The organism is Macrococcoides goetzii, from assembly GCF_002742385.2.
Taxonomy (GTDB): Bacteria; Bacillota; Bacilli; order Staphylococcales; family Staphylococcaceae; genus Macrococcoides; species Macrococcoides goetzii.
Window position 1 is genome coordinate 227,206 of sequence record NZ_MJBI02000002.1, and the last position, 19,980, is coordinate 247,185.

General features: G+C 34.9%; 21 protein-coding genes. 15 read left to right on the top strand and 6 right to left on the bottom strand.

Annotated features, from left to right (window positions below):
• The first annotated feature begins 3 nt into the window (after nt 1-3).
• The 5 genes from nreC to BFS35_RS06605 all read left to right on the top strand — a co-directional run bounded on the left by nreC (nt 4) and on the right by BFS35_RS06605 (nt 4,024).
• Nucleotides 4-654 (top strand): nitrate respiration regulation response regulator NreC, encoded by a 651-nt coding sequence (nreC, locus tag BFS35_RS06585; RefSeq protein WP_099579149.1) that lies wholly within the window; start codon nt 4-6, stop codon nt 652-654.
• 11 nt (nt 655-665) lie between these two features.
• Nucleotides 666-1,172 carry a hemerythrin domain-containing protein gene (locus tag BFS35_RS06590; protein ID WP_099579147.1) on the top strand — a complete coding sequence of 169 codons (507 nt, stop codon included), beginning with the start codon at nt 666-668 and terminating at the stop codon, nt 1,170-1,172.
• A gap of 163 nt (nt 1,173-1,335) precedes the next feature.
• On the top strand, nt 1,336-2,493 hold the full coding sequence (locus tag BFS35_RS06595; protein WP_099579145.1) for a nitrate/nitrite transporter: 1,158 nt from the start codon (nt 1,336-1,338) through the stop codon (nt 2,491-2,493).
• 17 nt (nt 2,494-2,510) lie between these two features.
• Nucleotides 2,511-3,506, top strand: coding sequence for a ThiF family adenylyltransferase (locus BFS35_RS06600; RefSeq protein ID WP_099579143.1), 996 nt, complete (start codon nt 2,511-2,513; stop codon nt 3,504-3,506).
• An 11-nt stretch (nt 3,507-3,517) separates the two neighbouring features.
• The gene (locus tag BFS35_RS06605; RefSeq protein WP_099579141.1) at nt 3,518-4,024 is read left to right on the top strand and encodes a MogA/MoaB family molybdenum cofactor biosynthesis protein; all 507 of its coding nucleotides are present in this window, start codon (nt 3,518-3,520) and stop codon (nt 4,022-4,024) included.
• Here the strand turns inward: BFS35_RS06605 and moaC are convergent, their stop codons facing one another.
• The gene (moaC, locus tag BFS35_RS06610) at nt 4,025-4,501 is read right to left on the bottom strand and encodes a cyclic pyranopterin monophosphate synthase MoaC (RefSeq protein ID WP_099579139.1); all 477 of its coding nucleotides are present in this window, start codon (nt 4,499-4,501) and stop codon (nt 4,025-4,027) included.
• Between the two features lie 65 nt (nt 4,502-4,566).
• Between moaC and BFS35_RS06615 the strand changes: the two genes are divergently transcribed.
• The 7 genes from BFS35_RS06615 (at nt 4,567) to BFS35_RS06645 (ending at nt 9,840) form a co-directional block, all read left to right on the top strand.
• On the top strand, nt 4,567-5,814 hold the full coding sequence (locus BFS35_RS06615) for a molybdopterin molybdotransferase MoeA (protein ID WP_099579137.1): 1,248 nt from the start codon (nt 4,567-4,569) through the stop codon (nt 5,812-5,814).
• The gene (gene mobB, locus BFS35_RS06620) at nt 5,808-6,311 is read left to right on the top strand and encodes a molybdopterin-guanine dinucleotide biosynthesis protein B (RefSeq protein ID WP_099579136.1); all 504 of its coding nucleotides are present in this window, start codon (nt 5,808-5,810) and stop codon (nt 6,309-6,311) included. Before BFS35_RS06615 ends, mobB begins: the two co-directional genes overlap by 7 nt.
• Complete coding sequence (locus BFS35_RS06625; protein WP_099579134.1) at nt 6,298-6,738, top strand: molybdenum cofactor biosynthesis protein MoaE; 441 nt, start codon at nt 6,298-6,300, stop codon at nt 6,736-6,738. Before mobB ends, BFS35_RS06625 begins: the two co-directional genes overlap by 14 nt.
• Before the next feature lie 5 nt (nt 6,739-6,743).
• A complete protein-coding gene (locus tag BFS35_RS06630) occupies nt 6,744-6,977 on the top strand; it encodes a MoaD/ThiS family protein (protein ID WP_099579132.1) in 234 nt (77 codons plus the stop codon).
• The gene (mobA, locus tag BFS35_RS06635; protein WP_099579130.1) at nt 6,978-7,610 is read left to right on the top strand and encodes a molybdenum cofactor guanylyltransferase; all 633 of its coding nucleotides are present in this window, start codon (nt 6,978-6,980) and stop codon (nt 7,608-7,610) included. It begins immediately after the preceding gene.
• Nucleotides 7,588-8,601, top strand: coding sequence for a GTP 3',8-cyclase MoaA (gene moaA, locus BFS35_RS06640; RefSeq protein ID WP_099579593.1), 1,014 nt, complete (start codon nt 7,588-7,590; stop codon nt 8,599-8,601). The genes mobA and moaA overlap by 23 nt, the downstream gene beginning before the upstream one ends.
• A 225-nt stretch (nt 8,602-8,826) precedes the next feature.
• On the top strand, nt 8,827-9,840 hold the full coding sequence (locus tag BFS35_RS06645; protein ID WP_099579128.1) for a Delta(5) desaturase DesA: 1,014 nt from the start codon (nt 8,827-8,829) through the stop codon (nt 9,838-9,840).
• Between the two features lie 57 nt (nt 9,841-9,897).
• Here BFS35_RS06645 and BFS35_RS06650 read toward each other — a convergent pair whose 3' ends face one another.
• From BFS35_RS06650 to BFS35_RS06660, 3 genes are all read right to left on the bottom strand, one after another.
• The gene (locus BFS35_RS06650; protein ID WP_099579126.1) at nt 9,898-10,932 is read right to left on the bottom strand and encodes an SDR family oxidoreductase; all 1,035 of its coding nucleotides are present in this window, start codon (nt 10,930-10,932) and stop codon (nt 9,898-9,900) included.
• A 90-nt stretch (nt 10,933-11,022) separates the two neighbouring features.
• Nucleotides 11,023-12,213, bottom strand: a complete 1,191-nt coding sequence (locus BFS35_RS06655) for an MFS transporter (RefSeq protein WP_117945975.1) — start codon at nt 12,211-12,213, stop codon at nt 11,023-11,025.
• Nucleotides 12,214-12,330: 117 nt separating this feature from the next.
• Nucleotides 12,331-13,782 (bottom strand): NAD-dependent succinate-semialdehyde dehydrogenase, encoded by a 1,452-nt coding sequence (locus BFS35_RS06660; protein WP_099579124.1) that lies wholly within the window; start codon nt 13,780-13,782, stop codon nt 12,331-12,333.
• A 120-nt stretch (nt 13,783-13,902) separates the two neighbouring features.
• Between BFS35_RS06660 and BFS35_RS06665 the strand changes: the two genes are divergently transcribed.
• Both BFS35_RS06665 and BFS35_RS06670 read left to right on the top strand, forming a co-directional pair.
• The gene (locus BFS35_RS06665; RefSeq protein WP_099579122.1) at nt 13,903-15,099 is read left to right on the top strand and encodes a multidrug effflux MFS transporter; all 1,197 of its coding nucleotides are present in this window, start codon (nt 13,903-13,905) and stop codon (nt 15,097-15,099) included.
• A gap of 90 nt (nt 15,100-15,189) precedes the next feature.
• Entirely contained in the window at nt 15,190-16,074 is an 885-nt protein-coding gene (locus tag BFS35_RS06670) for a nuclease-related domain-containing protein (RefSeq protein WP_099579120.1), read from the top strand.
• Between the two features lie 249 nt (nt 16,075-16,323).
• On the opposite strand, the gene BFS35_RS06675 is transcribed toward BFS35_RS06670, so the two are convergent.
• Both BFS35_RS06675 and BFS35_RS06680 read right to left on the bottom strand, forming a co-directional pair.
• Nucleotides 16,324-17,028: a M50 family metallopeptidase gene (locus BFS35_RS06675; RefSeq protein WP_158554271.1), complete on the bottom strand. Its 705-nt coding sequence runs from the start codon at nt 17,026-17,028 to the stop codon at nt 16,324-16,326.
• Nucleotides 17,029-17,095: 67 nt separating this feature from the next.
• Nucleotides 17,096-18,373: a DUF1958 domain-containing protein gene (locus BFS35_RS06680; protein ID WP_099579116.1), complete on the bottom strand. Its 1,278-nt coding sequence runs from the start codon at nt 18,371-18,373 to the stop codon at nt 17,096-17,098.
• A 302-nt stretch (nt 18,374-18,675) separates the two neighbouring features.
• On the opposite strand from BFS35_RS06680, the gene BFS35_RS06685 reads away from it, so the two are divergent.
• On the top strand, nt 18,676-19,881 hold the full coding sequence (locus BFS35_RS06685) for a NupC/NupG family nucleoside CNT transporter (RefSeq protein ID WP_099579114.1): 1,206 nt from the start codon (nt 18,676-18,678) through the stop codon (nt 19,879-19,881).
• Nucleotides 19,882-19,980 lie beyond the last annotated feature (99 nt).

The following is a 19,980-nucleotide window of genomic DNA, read 5'->3' on the forward strand; positions in this document are numbered from 1 at the left end:
AACATGAAGATAGTAATCGCGGACGATCATGCGGTTGTTAGGACAGGATTTTCGATGATTCTAAATTATCAGGAAGACATGGAAGTAGTAGCAACAGCTGCAGATGGACTAGAAGCTTTTCAAGTCGTTGCAACACATAAACCAGACGTCTTAATTATGGATTTGAGTATGCCGCCAGGTGAATCTGGATTAATTGCGACAGGTAAGATTAAAGATGCTTTTCCAGATACGAAAATATTAATCCTGACGATGTATGATGATGATGAATATTTATTCCATGTACTGAAGAATGGTGCGAATGGATACATATTAAAGAACGCACCAGATGAAGAATTAGTGCAGGCAGTTAAGACTGTCTATTCTGGTGATACATATATCGATCCGAAAATGGCAACATCGCTAGTGCATGAATTGATTCATCACGATAGTGAGTATTCAGCAAAAAATGATCATCTTAAAATATTGTCAAAGAGAGAATTAGAAATTTTACCGCTAATTGCAAAAGGTTATGGGAATAAAGAAATTGCAGAAATGCTCTTTGTATCTGTGAAAACAGTTGAAGCACATAAAGCTAGAATTATGGACAAGTTACAGTTGAAATCAAAGCCTGAACTTGTTGAATATGCATTGAAAAAGAAATTATTAGACTTTTAGGACGTGGTAATATGCAACAGTTCCAATCAAAGATGAAAGCTTTACGCGTATTAGAAAATGAACATATGCTGATTAGAAGTTTAATGCATGAATGGTTTAGTGAAATGCAGATGATTAAGACATGTGCACCACTTGCACGATTCGAACATGTGAATAATATCCGTAAACTCATCACAGCATTTATTCCAGTGCTCGTAAAGCATCAGGAGAAAGAATCAAGATTCTTTTTCCCGATACTAGGGAGTTATATTGGTACAGATCAAGGACCGATTATTACGATTGAAGCAGAACACGATGAAATGATGCAATACTTTGATCATTTTTTAGAAGTGACGAAAGTTATGAATTACGAAGTAGATGACATACCTTTAATTATGCAGGATTTGAATGAAGGTTATGAAATTTGTATGGTTCATATGTATAAAGAGGAAAATGTACTGTTTCCGATGGCTGAGAAAGTCTTTAAGATTAAGGATGAAGCGTTGTTATTAGAAGTAGTGAATACGAAGATTATTTAAAATAACCAAACAATATGTGTTAATCCATATTGTTTGGTTATTTTTTATTTTATATAGGGAAACTTCCCTCACTATAGGGGAAATCCCCAATTATATAAGAACATAAAAAATCTTAAAATAAGTTTGTATAAAAAATCACAAACTTATGAAAAGGGTGAATCGTATGAACAAAGCATCGGGTAAAGTGCAGTTAACGTTACAAACATTCAGTTTACTTGCTGGATTTATGGCATGGACAATTATCGCACCATTACTACCATTTATGTCTCAAGATTTTGCAATTCCTGAAAGTCAAAAAGCAATTATTTTAGCAATTCCAGTAATCTTAGGATCAGTCTTACGTATCCCGTTAGGTTATTATGCAAACTTAATTGGTGCACGTAAAGTATTTTTAGGCGCATTTATTTTCTTATTAATTCCAGTGTTCTTACTTAGTATGGCGCAATCAACAATAATGTTAATGATTGCTGGTCTATTCTTAGGGGTGGGTGGAGCAATCTTCTCTGTTGGGGTTACAAGTGTTCCCAAATACTTCCCTAAAGAAAAACATGGTTTAGCAAATGGTATATACGGTATGGGTAATATCGGTACTGCCATTTCAGCATTCTTTGCACCACCTATTGCAAATGCAATCGGATGGAGTAACACTGTTAAATCATATTTAATCATTATGGCGTTATTTGCATTATTAAACTTCCTATTCGGTGATAAAGACGAACCTAAAGTGAAACAACCATTAATGGATCAAATTAAAGGTGTATTACCTGAATATAAACTTTATTTACTGAGTTTTTGGTACTTCATTACATTTGGTGCATTCGTAGCATTCGGTTTATTCTTACCAAACTTCTTAGTAAATAATTTCGGTATAGATAAAGTTGATGCTGGGATGCGTACAGGTACATTTATTGTCTTAGCAACATTATTACGTCCTATCGGTGGTATTTTAGGAGATAAATTGCGTGCGATGGATGTATTAAAATTTGTATTTGTTGGATTAATTATTGGTGCGGTAATGTTATCAATCAACCATCAAATCTTCTTCTTTACAGCAGGCTGTTTAATTATCTCAGCTTGTGCTGGTTTAGGTAATGGACTAATCTTTAAATTAGCACCTACATACTACTCTAAAGAAGCAGGTATCGTTAATGGTATCGTTTCAATGATGGGTGGTTTAGGTGGATTCTTCCCACCACTTGTTATTGCTGCATGTGCTGCAAACTTTGGTACAAACAAGCCAGCATTCGCATTCCTTGCAGTCTTTGGTATAATTGCCTTAATAACAATGTTCTGGATGGATAGAAAAGAAGGTAGAAAGTAAAGAACTGAGGGATAGTCATGACAAGGTACGATAGACAAATTAAATTTTATGGCATTGGTGATAGTGGTCACCATTTAATTGAGGATGCAACTGTAGGGATTATTGGATGTGGTGCATTAGGAACGCATTTAGCTGAATCCATTGCAAGGAGTGGCGTCAAAAAAATTGTTATCGTCGATCGTGACTATGTTGAAGTTTCGAATTTGCAAAGACAATCACTTTTTAAAGAATCAGATGCTAAGCTAAGCACGCCAAAAGTTGTAGCATGTGAAAGAGAATTAAAGGCTATACGCAGTGATTTGGAACTTGAAACATATATTGCACATTGTGATACGTCGCTTCTTGAAGCGGCGTTTTTGCAATGTGATTGTTTATTAGATGCAACTGATAACTTTGAGACGAGGCAAGTGATTAATGACTTTAGTTATAAATATAATATACCGTGGATATATGGTGCATGCGTAGAGTCAACTTATGTTGCCTGTCCGTTTATACCTGGTGTCACGCCTTGCTTTAATTGTGTAATGGGTATACTTCCTGTAATGAATAGAACGTGCGACACAGTCGGTATTATTGAGCCTGCAGTAAGTTTAGCAACAAGCTATCAAATGATGTACTGTCTAAAAATATTAAGCAAGACGCCATTTGACGCTAAACTTGTATTTGGTGACGTATGGCAGATGGATCATACGGCATTAAAGTTTTCTAGAATGTTTGATGAAAGTTGTGCAACGTGTGGTAGGCAACCGACGTACCCATATTTGCAATTCAAGCAAACTGAGACTATGCTTTGCGGCAGAGACACCGTTCAATTTACAACACTAAAGTTTAATGAAGAAGAGTTGAAACAACATCTGGAAAACAATAAGATTCAGTACGCCGTCAGTCCATACTTCATAAGATTTAAATTTGAGGGGCATCCTATGATATGGTTTAAAGGAGGCAGATTATTAATTCATGAAGTGAAGACAGTCAATGAAGCTAAAAAAATCTATCATCAGTTATTTGGGTAGGAGGAAATTCAATGCATAACGAACATGATAATACCGAGCGTAAACCATTAAAAGTAGCAGTTATAACAGTAAGTGACACACGTGACTTTGAGACAGATAAAGGTGGCAAAGCGGTGATTCAGCATTTAGCTGATATGAATATTTCGGTCGATGAAGCCTACTATTCAATCGTAAAAGATGATCAGGCGGAAATTCGAAAGGTGATTCAACATCTTTTACACGAGAAAGTAGATGCGATTATTACAACTGGTGGAACGGGAATTGCGAAGCGCGATGTAACGATAGAAGTGGTGAAATCAGTCATCGATAAAGAAATGGAAGGTTTCGGAGAGATTTTCAGATTTTTAAGTTATACAGAAGATGTAGGACCGCGGGCGATTCTATCACGTGCCATTTGTGGTACGAAAGATAACACGGTCATCTTCTCAATTCCTGGTTCGGTCGGTGCTGTAAATTTAGCGATGAAAAAGCTCATAACACAACAGATTCATCATATTGTGCATGAGCTAACAAAATAATTAACGTTTAAAATCGCCATTTTTTCCACCAGATTTTGACGCTAAATATGTCGGTCCGATAATCATACCTTTATCGACTGCTTTAGTCATATCATAGATTGTCAACGCTGTGGCGCTTGCTCCAGTTAATGCTTCCATTTCTACACCAGTCTGACCGGTTGTTTTAACAGTGCAAGTAATCAGTATTTCGTAACCATCTGTTGTATCCCATTCAAATGCAATATCGATACCGCTCAAATTAAGCGGATGACACATAGGGATAATTTGTGCGGTGTTTTTGGCAGCCATAATACCTGCAACTTGTGCAACACCAAGCACATCGCCTTTTTTATTTGTATGGTTGATAATCTGATTGTAAATGATTTCATTTACTTTGATTGAACTTTTAGCGACTGCAGTGCGCGTAGAAATTTGTTTATCCGAAACATCTACCATCTTAGCTCTACCTTGTTCATTAAAGTGAGTCAATTCGCTCATAGAATTACTTCCTTTCCTATATACTTATATTAATCATACTACAATTTTAGAGCGGGAGGATATATATGTTAGAGAAAAGAACACCGATACCTGTTAGTGAAGCGATTGATAAATGTATCAAATATGCTAAACAAAAAGAAATCATAGAAATGAATTATCTTGAAAGTTTAAACTATGTTTTAGCAGAAGATATCATCGCGACTTATGATATACCGATGTTTAATAAGTCTCCATATGATGGCTTTGCAATTCGTAGTGAAGCAAGTGCTGGAGCGAGCGGAGACAATCGCGTCGCTTTTAATGTAGTTGACCATATTGGGGCTGGTAGTGTAAGTGAGAAATCACTCAAAAATAATGAAGCAGTACGCATTATGACAGGTGCTGAAATTCCTGCAGGTGCTGATGCAATTGTAATGCTTGAACAAACTGTAACTACCGATGAAGGATTTACTTTAAGAAAGCCATTTACAAGTGGTGAGAACATTTCATTCCAGGGTGAAGAGTGCAAAAAAGGCGATACTATCCTGAAGCGAGGTACGCTCATTAATGCTGGAGTGATTGCAGTACTTGCAACCTTTTCTTATGCAACAGTGAAAGTATATCAAAAGCCGTCAGTTGCAATCATCGCAACAGGAAGTGAGCTTGTTGACATCGATGAAGAACTATCACCAGGGAAAATAAGAAACTCAAACGGCCCGATGATTATGGGATTATGTAAAGAGATGAATATCGAAGTCCTCAATTATCATGTAAAAGCAGATGATTACGAAACACTTTTTAATGCAGTGCGTAATGTATATCAAAATCATGACATCGTTATAACGACTGGTGGCGTGAGTGTTGGTGACTTTGATTATATGCCGCAAATTTATAAAGATTTAACAGCTGATGTATTGTTTAATAAAATTGCGATGCGACCAGGTAGTGTAACGACAGTAGCAGTAAAAGAAAATAAATTCTTATTCGGGTTATCGGGTAATCCAAGCGCATGCTATACAGGATTTGAATTATATGCTCGTCCAGTGTTACGAACAATGATGGGTGAAAGAGACGTTTATCCAACGTTTGTAAAAGCAATATTATCCGAAGATTTTACGAAAGCTAACCCTTTCACGCGTTTTATACGTGCGGATCTTGACTATAGAACGATGACTGTAAAACCAAGTGGTTTCAATAAAAGTAATGCAGTAATAGCAATTGCTACGAGCAATAGTATGATTATACTGCCGGGTGGTACAAGAGGATTTGTCGCAGGTGATACGGTTGATGTATTAGTGAATAGATTGTCCCCATCAGACGGTGTCCCATGGTAAAAATATTACAAGTAGTAGGATATAAAAAAAGTGGCAAGACAACAACAATGAATACAATTATTCATTTATTAAAGTCTAAAGGATTAACAGTTGCTGTTATTAAACATCACGGAGACAAAAATGGTGACGAAATAGATATACCTAAATCACGTGATCACATTACTTATATGGAAAGTGGTGCTGATGAGAGCATCGTACAAGGTTATCAATATTTACACAAACTGATAAAACAAGAAGATATAGATGTGCTGAATAACTTAGAGTATATTATTCAGCACGAAGTTACTTCTCAACCGGATGTAATCCTTATAGAAGGTTATAAGCAGGCAAACTATGATAAAATAGTATTATTTAAATCGACTGAAGATGAGTTGGATTTAAAAAGATTAAACAATATAAAGTTAATAGTTGATACTTCAAAAGATCAACAGGAATGCACTGCAATGATAAAAACATTTATAAACAAATGGGTGGATGATACACGTGAAACAATTTGAAGTTGTAACGATGCCAATCGATGTTGAGCATTATAGAAAGATGACTGTAACACCGTATCAAGGTGCAGTTTGTGTATTTACAGGCATTGTCCGTGAATGGACGCAAGGTGTTAAAACAGAGTATTTAGAGTATGAAGCATATATTCCAATGGCCGAGAAAAAGCTCGCACAAATCGGTAAAGAAATTAATGAGAAGTGGCCAGGAACAATCGTCAGTATTGCACATCGCATCGGAAATTTGCAAGTGTCAGAAATTGCCGTTGTAATCTGTGTGTCTAGTCCGCATCGTAAAGACAGTTATGCTGCGAATGAATACGCAATCGAACGTATAAAAGAAGTTGTTCCAATCTGGAAAAAAGAAATTTGGGAAGACGGAGAAGAATGGATTGGTGGTCAACGCGGATACCATCCAAATTACAAAGGGTGATATAGATGAAAATATTATATTTTGCACATATTAAAGCTAAAGTAAATCGTTCTCAAGATGAGTTTACATTTACTGAGCCTATTTCAGTAAATGATTTGAAAGCACACTTAGGAAAGACATATCCAAACATTCAAGGTGAAAGCTATCAAATAGCTGTGAATGAAGAATTTGTTAAGGATGACGAATTAATTCATAACCACGATATTGTAGCACTCATCCCGCCGGTAAGTGGTGGTTAGATGATAGGAGTTATTCTTGCGGGTGGTAAATCTTCTCGTTTTGGAAGTCATAAATCGCTCTATCCACTTGATGAGCAACCATTTTATGAACATGTTTATCATGCTATGATTGAAAGTGGTATAGAGCGAATTGTATTGAGTTCAAATAAGATGTTATCGCAATATTTTATAGATGATATAAAGATGCGTCAAATTGATATTGAAGTGATTGTTGATGAAGTATCTTATAAAGAATGTGGACCATTATCAGGCATTTATGCTGTAATGCATGCAATACCAGATGAAGACTATTGTGTAATTTCTGTTGATACACCTTTTGTCACTCCGGTTGCAATTCGGTACTTAATTGAAATGGCGGGTATACACAATAGGTCAAATGCTGTCTTATATCAAGACAATGAGCAAATACACAGAACGATAGCCGTCTATCGTTATGCTTTATTACCAATCGTAAAAGAATCACTTGATGCTGGAAGACTTGCATTAAAAGAATTGACGCAGCAAAGTACAACATTGATTCATATTAATCGCATTAACAGCACGCCGTTTTGGTATGAAAATATCAATACTAAAGAAGATTTAAAACGTGTCCTCAAATTAAGGAGTGGATATTATGGGGCAAATAACAGATAAATTAGGGCGTCCGATCCGCGACCTTAGAATTTCAGTAACGGACCGTTGTAATTTTAGATGCACTTATTGTATGCCGAAAGAAATATTCGGTGATGATTACGTATTCCTGCCAAAAGATGAGTTACTTTCATTTGAAGAACTTGTGAGATTGGCAAAAATTTATGCCAAGTTAGGTGTAAAAAAGATTAGAATCACAGGTGGAGAACCTTTATTACGTCGAGATTTGCCACATCTAATAGAAGCACTTAACAATATTGAAGGCATTGAAGATATTGGACTTACGACAAATGGTCTTTTATTAAAAAAGCATGGACAGGCGTTATATGATGCAGGTTTACGCCGTATCAATGTATCACTTGACGCGTTAGATGAATCATTTGAAGCAATCAATGGACGGGGTATTACAGCGAATCAAATTTTAGAACAAATTGATTATGCAGTATCTATCGGTCTGAAAGTGAAGATGAATATGGTCATTCAGAAAGGTTTAAATGATGATCAGATGATACCGATGGTGCAATATTTTAAAGATAAGAAAATCACGTTACGTTTTATTGAATTCATGGATGTAGGTAATGATAATGGCTGGAATTTTGATAAAGTTATCTCTAAAAAAGAGATGATTGAAGTCATTTCCGAAGCGTTTGACATTCAACCAGAAGCACCAAAATATTTTGGTGAAGTTGCGAAATATTACACACACGACAATGGTGCAAAACTTGGATTTATTACGAGTGTTTCTGAGTCGTTCTGTTCAACTTGTACGCGCGCACGTCTAAGTTCTGACGGTAAGATATTCGGTTGTCTTTTTGCGACAGATGGATATGATATCAAATCGTTCATGAGAAGCGGTGTCAGCGATGAAGCGCTTGAAACGAAACTTACTCAACTGTGGAACAATCGAAGTGATCGTTATTCAGATGAACGTACTGAAGAAACAGTGAAAAATAGAAAAAAGAAAAAAATCAATATGAATTATATCGGTGGATAGTTTTATTTCCTATACTAATATAATTTTTGGAATATATGCAATGTGATTGTATAGTGTTTAACTGCTTATTAATGATAGTAAAATAGCATTTGGTCTATTTTTAAGACTAGGTGCTATTTTTTATGTTTTATTATTTGGATTAAACGTTTATAATAGTTAAGTAAAGACTTTTTGTAACTGATTAGGGAATACTGGCTTCATTATTATTTTATTTAGAGGTGACCTATGGAAAGGGATAAAAAGTTAATGTTAAGAAAAGCAGTAAAGCCGTATGAGAAATCTGAATTTCAATTGAGTATCATACAAATTTTTAATACGCTCGTACCTTATTTACTATGTATCATTTTAGGCATGTTTGCGTATCAGGTTTCACCATTGATTTCAATTGCACTTGGTGTAGTTGGGGCGTTCTTTTTAGTACGTAGTTTCATTATTTTCCATGATTGCTGTCATGGTTCATTTTTTAAGAACAAAAAGTGGAATGATCGTTTAGGCAATTTCACAGGATTTTTAACGTTATTTCCGTATCAACAATGGCGCAGAGAACATAATATTCACCACGCAACAAGCGGCAACCTGGATAAAAAAGGTGTCGGTGATATTTGGATGATGACGATTGAAGAATATGAAGCTGCTGATAAGAAGACACAACTTGCTTACCGTATATATCGTAATCCATTTGTGATGTTTGTTATTGGACCGATTTATCTATTGCTTGTTTCAAATCGATTTAATCGTAAAGATGCAAGACAAAAAGAAAAGATCAACACATGGTTGCATAATATAGCAATTGTTGTAGTATATGGAGCAATTATTTATTTCTTCGGTTTCGGAATGTTTGCTGCAGTATTTATTCCAGTAATGTTTATCGGTGGAATGCTTGGGATTTGGATGTTCTATATTCAGCATACCTTTGAAGAGTCTTACTTTGAAGAAAATTCAGAATGGGATTATGTAAAAGCAGCTGTTGAAGGTAGTTCATATTATAAATTGCCAAAATTATTGCAGTGGTTGACTGGTAATATAGGTTTTCATCATGTTCATCACTTAAGTCCGCGAATTCCAAACTATTACCTGGAAAAAGCACATGAAGAAACACCGCCATTACAGCATGCAACAACAATTACTTTAAAGACAAGCTTAGAATCAATACGATATAAGTTATATGATGAGAAAAAGAAAGTGTTTATTACTTTCAAAGAGTATTATCAAAACTATGCAAATAAAAAAGTAATATAAAGTAACTAACGTGTTACTGAACTAAAAAAGGATTTGGACATATGTCCAAATCCTTTTTTATGATTTAAAAAATACTTCAATGATATGGTCGAGTTGTGCTGTTGTAAGTGTCAGTGTATTTTCCCCTGTTTTATCAAGCATTGATTTTGTATTGGTTTCATCAAAAGTAATTGATTTTTTAAAATAAGGTTCGAATACATCGATATAACCATTTAGGATAGCTTCCTGGTCGTTCATCGTATGTTGATCGCTTGTAGGTGCAACGGTTAGTTGATCGAAGTTTAAATACTTTTTAATAATTTCTAGTACTGCTAAGTTTTCAGGTGGTTCGTTATTTGTAATATGATAAATTTTCTTATCTTCAGCATTTGGTATTGCACGTGTTAATACACGAACGACATAATCAACTGGAACTAAGTTAGAAGTACAGTTATCATCTACAAACAATCGATATGTATGCTTGTCGCTTTCCGGATTACGATCCATCTTGCGTTTGAAAACTTTTAAAGCTTTCATGAATCCATACATCGTAAACTTAGAGTCTGCTTTACCTGTAACTGAATCTCCGATGATAATTGCAGGTCTTAAAATAGATGTTTTCATATTTGAAGCAGCAACTAAGTGCTCGGCTTTTACTTTGCTTTCTTCATAAGGATTATTTGTTTCTGCATCAATGTCGTGTAATATTTCTTTTGCATCTTCATTAATGCCTACAGTATAAGCCGTAGAAACATAAAGGAAATGGTTCGTATTGATTTTTTCGGCAAAAGATAATGTATGTTTAGTACCTTCGTAATTGATCTTAAATAAATCTTCTCTTAAATCTTCGTCAAATTTTACAAGTGCCGCTAGATGATAGAAATAATCCATAGCAGGAAGACGCGAAATCGTATCGTTATCTACGCCAAAATCTTCTACTGTAATATCACCTTTAATAAAATGTAATCTGTCTTTGTTGTCTTCTGTAATAAGTTTATTTTTACGATGTTCATCACGATACAGAACATAAAGATCATAATCTTTATTTTTAAGCAAATTATGAATTAGTTGAGCTCCGACAAATCCTGTTGCGCCCGTTAAAAATATTTTCAAAGTTTTCACATCCATTATTTTTGTTAAGTACTTTCTATTGTGCAATAGATTGTATGGATAAGTAAAGAAAAAACTAAGACAAAGAAAGTCTTAGTTTAATGCATCATAAATATGTGCCTTTCTTCCATGTAAGATGAAATATACAATCATCCCGATGACTACGACGATACCCATATAAAAATACAATCCATGTAATCCGATAATAGGAATGAAGATACCTAATAAATACGGTCCAAAACCTAATGCAAAATCTAAGAAGATAAAGAAAGTAGATGTAGCGAGACCGATTTTTTGAGGTTCAGTTCGTTTTACTGCAGCAGCTTGCGCGATTGATAAAAAGTTGCCATATCCGAAGCCGAGTAACATCGCACTGATAATTAGCATCATAGGAGTGTGTGTTAAGCTAAGTGAGAATAGCCCTGCAATAAATGCGAGCATTGCAGGGACCATAACGACATTTGTACCTCGTGTATCCATTAGTCGACCTGTAAATGGTCTGGATAATAATACGACAATAGCATATGCTAAGAAAAAGAAGCTGCCGGCAGTGACCATATTATTCTCTTTTGCAAAAAATGAAATAAAACTGAGTACACTAGAGTATGCAGTACAACAAATCAACACAACAATTGCAATTGGAATAGCATTCGTATCGATAAAGTTAGAAATGTGTAGACCTTTAGGTGCCTGTGATTTTAAACCTTCTAAATCTTCGTTGACTTTGATGCTCGGTAACATGAAGAGTGCAATTAACGCTAATGCTAAACAGAAAATAAATAGTTGTCTGAACGTTATAAATTGTAATAAGAACATTCCCAGGAAAGGACCTACAGCAGTTGCCATTACAGCGCTCATGCTGAAATAACTTATACCTTCACCACGTCTTTTCTTTGGGGTAATAAATGCAGCAATCGTACCTGTAGCGGTAGAAGCTATCCCGCAGCCTATACCGTTTAATAAACGAACGGTAATAAGAACCGTTAGATCGAATGAAACAAAGTAAAGTGCAGTTGTTACAACAAATATAATGACACCAATAACAAGTGTCTTTTTCTGACCGATGATATCAATATATTTTCCAGCCCAAAATCTGCCGAATAAACTTCCAACAATAAAAATACCTGAAACAAGACCAGCTGTACTTGTTGAAACATGATAGTGTTCAACAGCGTAACCACCGATTGTAACAAGTAATAAAAACATTGAAAGCATAATAATGAAATTGATTAGTGATACGAGTACAAATTCTCTTGTCCATAATTTATCAACTGAATTTGACAAATAATCATTCCTTTCTTAAGTGAGATATTGAAAATCAATAACTAAGATATTATAGGCCTGTTTCATCTATAAGTAAATATAATAAGCTTAAGGGGGAAATATCCCTTAAGCTTAATTTTATAAGAATTTAGTGTTAATAAATTTAGCAGTAACGTATTCTTTAATACCGAGGTGAGAATTTTCTCGGCCGAATCCTGAATGCTTTACACCACCAAATGGTGTTTCAGGATTTGAAATCGCCACTTCATTTATACCAACCATACCATACTCAAGCGAAGTAGCTATCGTTTGTATCGTTTTGCTATCTTTAGCATAAGCATAACTTGCTAAACCGAACTCACTGTCATTCGCCATTTCGATGACTTCTTCTAAAGTATCAAATGTTATGATTGGAATAACTGGACCAAATGTTTCTTCATAGAAGATATCCATTGTGCGATTAACGTTATCTAAAATTGTAGGCTGGAAGAAGAAACCATTATCATATTCATCACCTGTTAAGCGATGACCACCTGTAACAAGCGTTGCGCCTTTATCAGTTGCATTAATAATCTGTTTCTTAATTTTATCTATAGCATCTTCTCGTATAAGTGGTCCAACATTCGTATCTTCATTAAGGCCGTTTCCAACTTTAAGTGCTTCAACTTTTTCAGTAAGTTGTTGTAATACATCATCTTTAATAGATTTATGAACGAAAATTCTATTTGGTGCAATACAAACTTGTCCGTTATTACGGAATTTTGTAGCCATTAATCCTTCTACCGCAGCATTGATATCTGCATCTTCATTAATAATAAATGGCGCATGTCCACCAAGTTCAAGTGACATTTTTTTCAATGTATCAGCTGATTGTGCATAGAGTGCTTTACCAATAGGTGTAGAGCCTGTGAATGTTATCTTCTTCACTAATTTTGAAGAAGTCATTGCTTCACCTATTTCTTTAGAACTACCCATTACGATATTGGCAACACCTTTAGGTAATTCAGCTTGTTCAAATAATTCGAAGATTGCTAATGCTGAAAGTGGCGTATCACTTGATGGTTTAAGGACAACTGTATTTCCTGCTGCAAGTGCAGGTGCGATCTTTCGAGTAATCATTCCTGATGGGAAGTTCCATGGTGTGATGGCACCAACGACACCTACAGGTTCATAGGCAATTTCATACTTATGGTCATTTGGTGCAGGTATTGTTTCACCATATAGACGACGCGCTTCTTCGGCATTCCATCTGAAACTTTCAGCGCCAGCTATGACTTCTAATTTTGATTCTTTTAAAGGTTTACCTTGTTCAATCGTCATAATTTCCGCAAGACGATCAGCATGTTCTTCCAGTAAGTCAGCAATGTTGTGTAAATATTTAGTACGATCTTTTAATTCTAAATTTTTCCATGGCTGAAAAGCTTCATGGGCTGCCTGAATTGCATCATCTACTTGTGTTTCATCAGCTTGTGCAATTTTAGCGATGACTTCTCCTGTTGCAGGATTAATTAAATCTTTATATTCAGCGGTCTTTATCCATTCGCCATTGATAAATAAATCTTTATGAACATTGTTAATTGATTCTGTCATGTATATCCCTCTTTCTGTATTTTGCATATAGTTATATTTTCCCTTGCATAATGAAGTTAAACAAGTGATATGCTTCATGAGTTAATGTATACTATTAATTATTTCATTACGGAGGATGCTATGGAACGAGTAGTAAGAAAAGAACAGAATAAATTTATATTGGTAATTGTATTGGGGCTATTAGCAGCATTTGGTCCACTTTCATTAGATATGTATCTTCCCGCGTTACCAAGTGTTGCAGATGAGTTGCATACGACAGCATCTAACGCACAATTAAGCCTTACTGCATGTATGATCGGTCTTGCAGTTGGACAAATTTTTGTAGGGCCACTCAGTGATATTATCGGAAGGAAGAAACCACTAGCAGTTGTTTTGTTAGTTTACGCAATATCATCATTATTGGCATCTACAAGTACTAGTATTGGTATGCTCGTATTATTTCGATTTATCCAAGGATTTTCTGGGGGGGCAGGTGCTGTACTTTCCAGAGCGATATCGAGTGATTTATACAAAGGAAAAGATCTAACGAAATTTATGGCAGTATTAATGCTTGTAAATGGACTAGCACCCGTATTAGCACCTGTTATCGGCGGAGTAATTTTAAGCGTGTCAACATGGCAAACAGTGTTTATCATACTTGCGATATATGGCGCATTGATGTTCTTTCTTTCGTTTACATTGAAAGAAAGTTTGCCGAAATCAGCTCGCAATGAAGGTGCGTTGAAATCAATCGTGAATGATTTCAAAAAATTACTCACCAATAAACAGTTTGTAACAGTATTGATGTTACAAGCTTTGACTTATGGTATTTTGTTTAGTTATATCTCAGGATCACCTTTTATTACCCAGAAAATATATCATATGAATGCACAGCAGTTCAGTTATCTATTTGCTTTTAATGGTGTTGGTTTGATTATATTTAGTCAAATTACAGCGAAGTTAGTAGATAAAATGAGTGAAGTAGACATATTGAAGTTAGGTCAGACGATACAAATGGGTGGAATGTTAGCGACAAGTATCGTACTCATATTACATTTACCGATGTGGTGTTTATGGATAAGTTTCTTCTTATTGATCACACCAGTTAGTATGATTGGAACAACAGGATTTTCCATTGCGATGCAGGTTCAGAAACAAGGAGCAGGTAGCGCATCTTCAATTTTAGGATTGATGCAATTTCTAGTAGGTGGATTATTGTCACCACTCGTTGGGCTTATGGGAGAAACATCTGTCGTACCGTTTATAGTGATTATCGTGATATGCAGTTTACTGGCACAATTTATACGGATTAAATTTTTAAAAGACATCACTTTGTAGTGGTGTTTTTTTATGTAAAATTTATACAATTGTAATAGTAATTTTACAACGATTTGTTATATGTAAGGTATCACATAATGGAGGACAATCATGATTCAACCACCACGAATTGTTGTACTAGAAGATATATTGAAACGTCGTTTGCCATCGTATGAATACAGTGAAGATTATCATCGCAGTTACTATGGTTATTTAGGTGAGTTGCAATTCTTAAACGAATTTCCTGTGGAAGATAAATATATTCAGCTGTTCAATATTTGTATAGAGTTCGAAGGTCAGTCTTTTGAAGTTGATCGAATGATTTTAACCGGAGAGAAGATATTTGCATTTGATGTAAAGAATTATTTTGGGAAATTTGTGAACGAAGGAATGGTCTGGAAAAAGCCTGGCTTTAGTTTAAAGAATCCAGAAGCACAATTTATCACGATGCATGAAACATTGACAGGTCTGATTCAATGGATGGAAACAGGGCATTCTGTTGAAAGTAAAATGATATTTATTAATAAAGGATTTTCATTTCAAAATAAAGTTATTGGCATGGTAAAGTATTACGATATAGGTCAGGTTATGAAATCCGTTGGAGAATGTGCCGCGGCAGGAGAACTTGAAAGTAGGATGGCAAGTTATTTTAAGGACATCCATAGACCAATTAGTTTATATGATCGAAGACCGAATTTTAACTTTGAAAAAGTTAAGCGCGGACTGCAATGTACGAAATGTGGTTTGGAAATTAACGTTATTTGTGATAAGACGAAAGCGATTGTGTGCAAAGGGTGTTTGAAGCGCATGAAGAAGATGGAATTGATTAGAGATAACTTGATAGAATTAGAAGTATTGCTGAATCGCCCGATAACAACGAAGGATGCTCATCGCTGGGTAGGAAGGGAGTTGAGGAATACCAGTTATAGAGTATTGGAGAAGTATTTTAAAAAAGATGGGGAGAAATATTTTTATTTCACGAATTATTATAAATAAACCTAAGATAGTATGGCCCGATTGGACTAAGGAACCGTGGCAAACAAGCTGAAATGGCCCGATTGGACTAAGGAACCGTGCCAAACAAGCTGAAGTGGCCCGATTCAAATAAGGAACCGTGCCAAACAAGCTGAAATGGCCCGATTGGACTAAGGAACCGTGCCAAACAAGTTGAAATGGCCCGATTCAAATAAGGAACCGTGCCAAAACAAGCAAAATGGCTCGATTCAACAATAGAATCGCCCCATTTCATCCCAATATCAAGACTTTCACAACGTACCAGCAGCTTCCGAGTTGCACTATCATAAACAATAAATAATAGACGAAAACTGGCAATCTTGTTAAACGGCTTAACATTGCACCATCCCAAGAAGTATTCCCCTGGAAATAGATGATAGTCATCGTATAGCTTGATAGAATCGTGTCAGCTAATAGAACACCTAGCACGATATAAATGATCCAATCTCCAACCATCCACATTGAAACAACATCCTGATAACGATAATACAAATAACATCCACCGGCAATCAATAACATCACAACAAAAGGAAATATCTTTCTAGATGTTTTTACGAAATAATAGAGAAACACAAGTCCTAGTAATATCCAAAAACCGATTTGCCACGCTCTCGATAAACAAAATACTCCAAGTATTAAAAATAGTGGTGGAAACATATAACCTGCGATAAAAGTAGCAAATCGATTCCAACCAGATGTCGTATGTGAAACAGCATAACCGTTACGCCCGGTAGCAAGTCGTTCAACCCTTCTTGTCACGATAACAATGTCGCTTACTTTTCCTCCAGTTAACTGACATATCAATGCATGTCCGAATTCGTGCAATAATGTTGGTAAATAACTCAGCCACAACATCAATACATTCGGCCGATTATAGTAATACAATGATAATATTAAATAAATGCTAGCAAATGCTAACAATAAAAAAGTATTCAAATGGTTCACCTCATAAAGATAGTAGCATAAAAAAAGATGCGACTCCTCAATCTGGAGTCGCATCTTTTTAGTTCTTCTTAATTTTCGGCCAATAATAGTAAACCAATATCCCGAGTCCCAATAAAAATGAAGAAATTAAGGCGGTCATTATTGATAAATAATGATCGTTCCAAAACTTCTTCAATTTATATTGCTGGTAATCTTCGTATTTTACACTTGCAGGTTTATAATCATTTGATACAAATTGACGTTCATAATCATAGTGAATGCTACCATCTTTTAAAATTAATTTCCCAGGCTGATCTTTTTTCACGATATCATATAAATCATTATGAACATAGTACTCTTTACCGTTAAATTTATGTACGCCTTTTGTTAAAACCTTTTTATATTCATATTTATTAAATGCATCCTGCATCACAGCGTTAGCCATTTTATTTCTATTGTATTCCGCATCAGGATCCAACCAATGTTGTACACCTAGAACAACTGCGATAACACGCATGTTTTGCTGTTTAGCGGTAACTGTTACATTGAAACCAGCTGTATCACTAGAACCAGTCTTAAGTCCATCTGCTCCTTTGAAAGGATATTGTCCTCCTTCTAAAGAATGATTGTAAGTTTTAAATGACTCTTCATCTTCAGTACCAGGTTTAACAGTAACAAACGCTTTTTTAGTAAACTTTAAAATTTCTGGATGTTCGTTCACTAAATGCTGGCTTAATATTGAATAATCTCTAGCAGAAGTTAAATTATCACCATCAGCTTGATAACGCTTCGGTTTATATTGAAGAAGCATATTATTTGGTGCACCGACAGGATTTAAGAAACGTGTATTTTTCATACCAAGTGCTTTTGCAGTTTTATTCATACGATCCACGAAGTCAGAATCATCTTTTTCTACTAAATTCACTAACATATAAGTTGCAGCGTTACTAGATGGAGTAACTGCAAGTTGAATTAGATCAGAGACCTTATATGTGGCACCTTTTCTAAAGACATTATTACTTAACATCGGTAAACGAGCAATCGTCCAATATTTATCGTTAACTGTTACTTTCGTATTAAAAGTAATTTTTCCTTTTTCCATTTCTTCCATTAATAAATATAAAGTCATTAATTTAGACATAGAAGCAGGGGGTGCTTTGGCATCAATATTATCACCATATAGAATTTGCCCATTTTTTTCTGCGATGACAATTGTACCTTTAGGATTATATTTAGGAGCTATATTCATCCCTTGCTGCGTTGCAATTTCAGATGGTGTCGCTGCTGAAATTGGACCTGTAAATGAAAAGAAAAGAATAAAGCTTACAATTAAGCTTTTTAAATTAAAAATTTTCATGATATAAAACTCCTATGTTCTGTTTTCAATGCTTTCATTTTATCATATTACCCTAATAGAAAAAGACATACTTCATTTTTTGAAAAATATTTTTTCATTAATAGAGTGTAATATGACAAAACAAAAAATAAAATACAGATAATATTATTGGTAAAACGTTTTCAAAACTTTTAATATTCGAGATTTGAAAAAATAATGGTATCGTTATGAAAAAATGTTCGTAAATATATGAAAATAATTGTATTGTTTGCGAGTTAATCATGCTATAATCTTTAAGATAAAAAAATTAAAAGGTGGAAATCATGAATACTTATTTATTACTTAATGTTTTAGGTATCTTTGTCTTTATTTTAGTCGCATTTGTTTTCTCTCGTGACAAGAAAAATATCGACTGGAAATCAGTCGTTATTATGTTAGTTGTTAACTTATTCTTAGCATGGTTCTTTACGCAATTCCCTTGGGGACGTAATGGTGTAAAAGCTGTAGCAGATGCATTTAGCTGGATGTTACAAGCTGCTTATGTAGGTATCGGAATGCCGTTTGGTAGCTGGACAGCACCAGGACCTGGAAAAATGGATATGGCAGTTTCAGCATTATTACCGATTCTTTTCGTAGTACCTTTATTTGATATTTTAATGTATATCGGTGTGTTACCATTTATCATTAAATGGTTCGGTTGGTTAATCGGTAAAGTAACTGGTCAACCTAAATTTGAATCATTCTATTCAGTTGAAATGATGGTCTTAGGTAATACTGAAGCTTTAGCGGTATCAAAAGAGCAGATTAGTCATATGAATGCAGCACGTGTACTTACTGTTGCGTTGATGTCAATGAGCTGTATTTCAGGTTCAATCGTTGGTGCTTATGTAACAATGGTGCCTGGTGAATTAGTGTTAACAGCAATTCCATTAAATATTATTAATGCAATTATTATCGCAACTATTTTAAACCCAGTTAAATTAACACCGGAAGAAGATTATGTTGTTGAAATCAAACATGAGAATCGTCAACCATTCTTCTCATTCTTAGGTGACTCTGTATTAGGTGCAGGTAAATTAATCTTAATCATCATCGCTTTCTTAATTGCATTCGTATCATTAGCGCACTTTATTGATATGTTATTAGGTTTAATTGATAAAGATCTAAAATTAGATTTAATCTTAGGTTGGGTTATGGCGCCATTTGCTTTATTGCTTGGTTTACCATGGGATCAAGCTATTACAGTGGGTGCTCATATGGCGAAAAAAATCATTACTAACGAATTCGTTGTAATGATTGATATTCAAAAGTCACTTCCAAAAATGGACAACCACATGAAAGCGGTACTTGTTACATTCTTAATCTCATTTGCCAACTTCTCAACAGTGGGTATGATTATTGGGGCATTAAAAGGTATCGTCGATGTGAAAACTTCTGACTTTATCGCTAAATATGTACCTATGATGTTACTAGCAGGTATTTTAGTATCACTTTTATCAGCAGCATTCGTTGGTTTATTTAGCTGGTAAGAATTAATATTAACTTCATATTGAATTAATAAAGACTTGTTATAATATATATGTAATAAAGCGAAATATAAGGGAGACGGTTCTTTTGAAAAGACTGTT

Bases quoted from the DNA above. Each gene is read 5' to 3' on its own strand.
- BFS35_RS06665 (WP_099579122.1), top strand. From the start codon at position 13,903: ATGGAACGAGTAGTAAGAAAAGAACAGAATAAATTTATATTGGTAATT.
- BFS35_RS06600 (WP_099579143.1), top strand. From the start codon at position 2,511: ATGACAAGGTACGATAGACAAATTAAATTTTATGGCATTGGTGATAGT.
- BFS35_RS06660 (WP_099579124.1), bottom strand. From the start codon at position 13,782: ATGACAGAATCAATTAACAATGTTCATAAAGATTTATTTATCAATGGC.
- BFS35_RS06615 (WP_099579137.1), top strand. From the start codon at position 4,567: ATGTTAGAGAAAAGAACACCGATACCTGTTAGTGAAGCGATTGATAAA.
- mobA (WP_099579130.1), top strand. From the start codon at position 6,978: ATGATAGGAGTTATTCTTGCGGGTGGTAAATCTTCTCGTTTTGGAAGT.
- BFS35_RS06630 (WP_099579132.1), top strand. From the start codon at position 6,744: ATGAAAATATTATATTTTGCACATATTAAAGCTAAAGTAAATCGTTCT.
- BFS35_RS06590 (WP_099579147.1), top strand. From the start codon at position 666: ATGCAACAGTTCCAATCAAAGATGAAAGCTTTACGCGTATTAGAAAAT.
- BFS35_RS06605 (WP_099579141.1), top strand. From the start codon at position 3,518: ATGCATAACGAACATGATAATACCGAGCGTAAACCATTAAAAGTAGCA.
- BFS35_RS06645 (WP_099579128.1), top strand. From the start codon at position 8,827: ATGGAAAGGGATAAAAAGTTAATGTTAAGAAAAGCAGTAAAGCCGTAT.
- nreC (WP_099579149.1), top strand. From the start codon at position 4: ATGAAGATAGTAATCGCGGACGATCATGCGGTTGTTAGGACAGGATTT.
- BFS35_RS06685 (WP_099579114.1), top strand. From the start codon at position 18,676: ATGAATACTTATTTATTACTTAATGTTTTAGGTATCTTTGTCTTTATT.
- BFS35_RS06595 (WP_099579145.1), top strand. From the start codon at position 1,336: ATGAACAAAGCATCGGGTAAAGTGCAGTTAACGTTACAAACATTCAGT.
- moaC (WP_099579139.1), bottom strand. From the start codon at position 4,501: ATGAGCGAATTGACTCACTTTAATGAACAAGGTAGAGCTAAGATGGTA.
- BFS35_RS06680 (WP_099579116.1), bottom strand. From the start codon at position 18,373: ATGAAAATTTTTAATTTAAAAAGCTTAATTGTAAGCTTTATTCTTTTC.
- BFS35_RS06670 (WP_099579120.1), top strand. From the start codon at position 15,190: ATGATTCAACCACCACGAATTGTTGTACTAGAAGATATATTGAAACGT.
- mobB (WP_099579136.1), top strand. From the start codon at position 5,808: ATGGTAAAAATATTACAAGTAGTAGGATATAAAAAAAGTGGCAAGACA.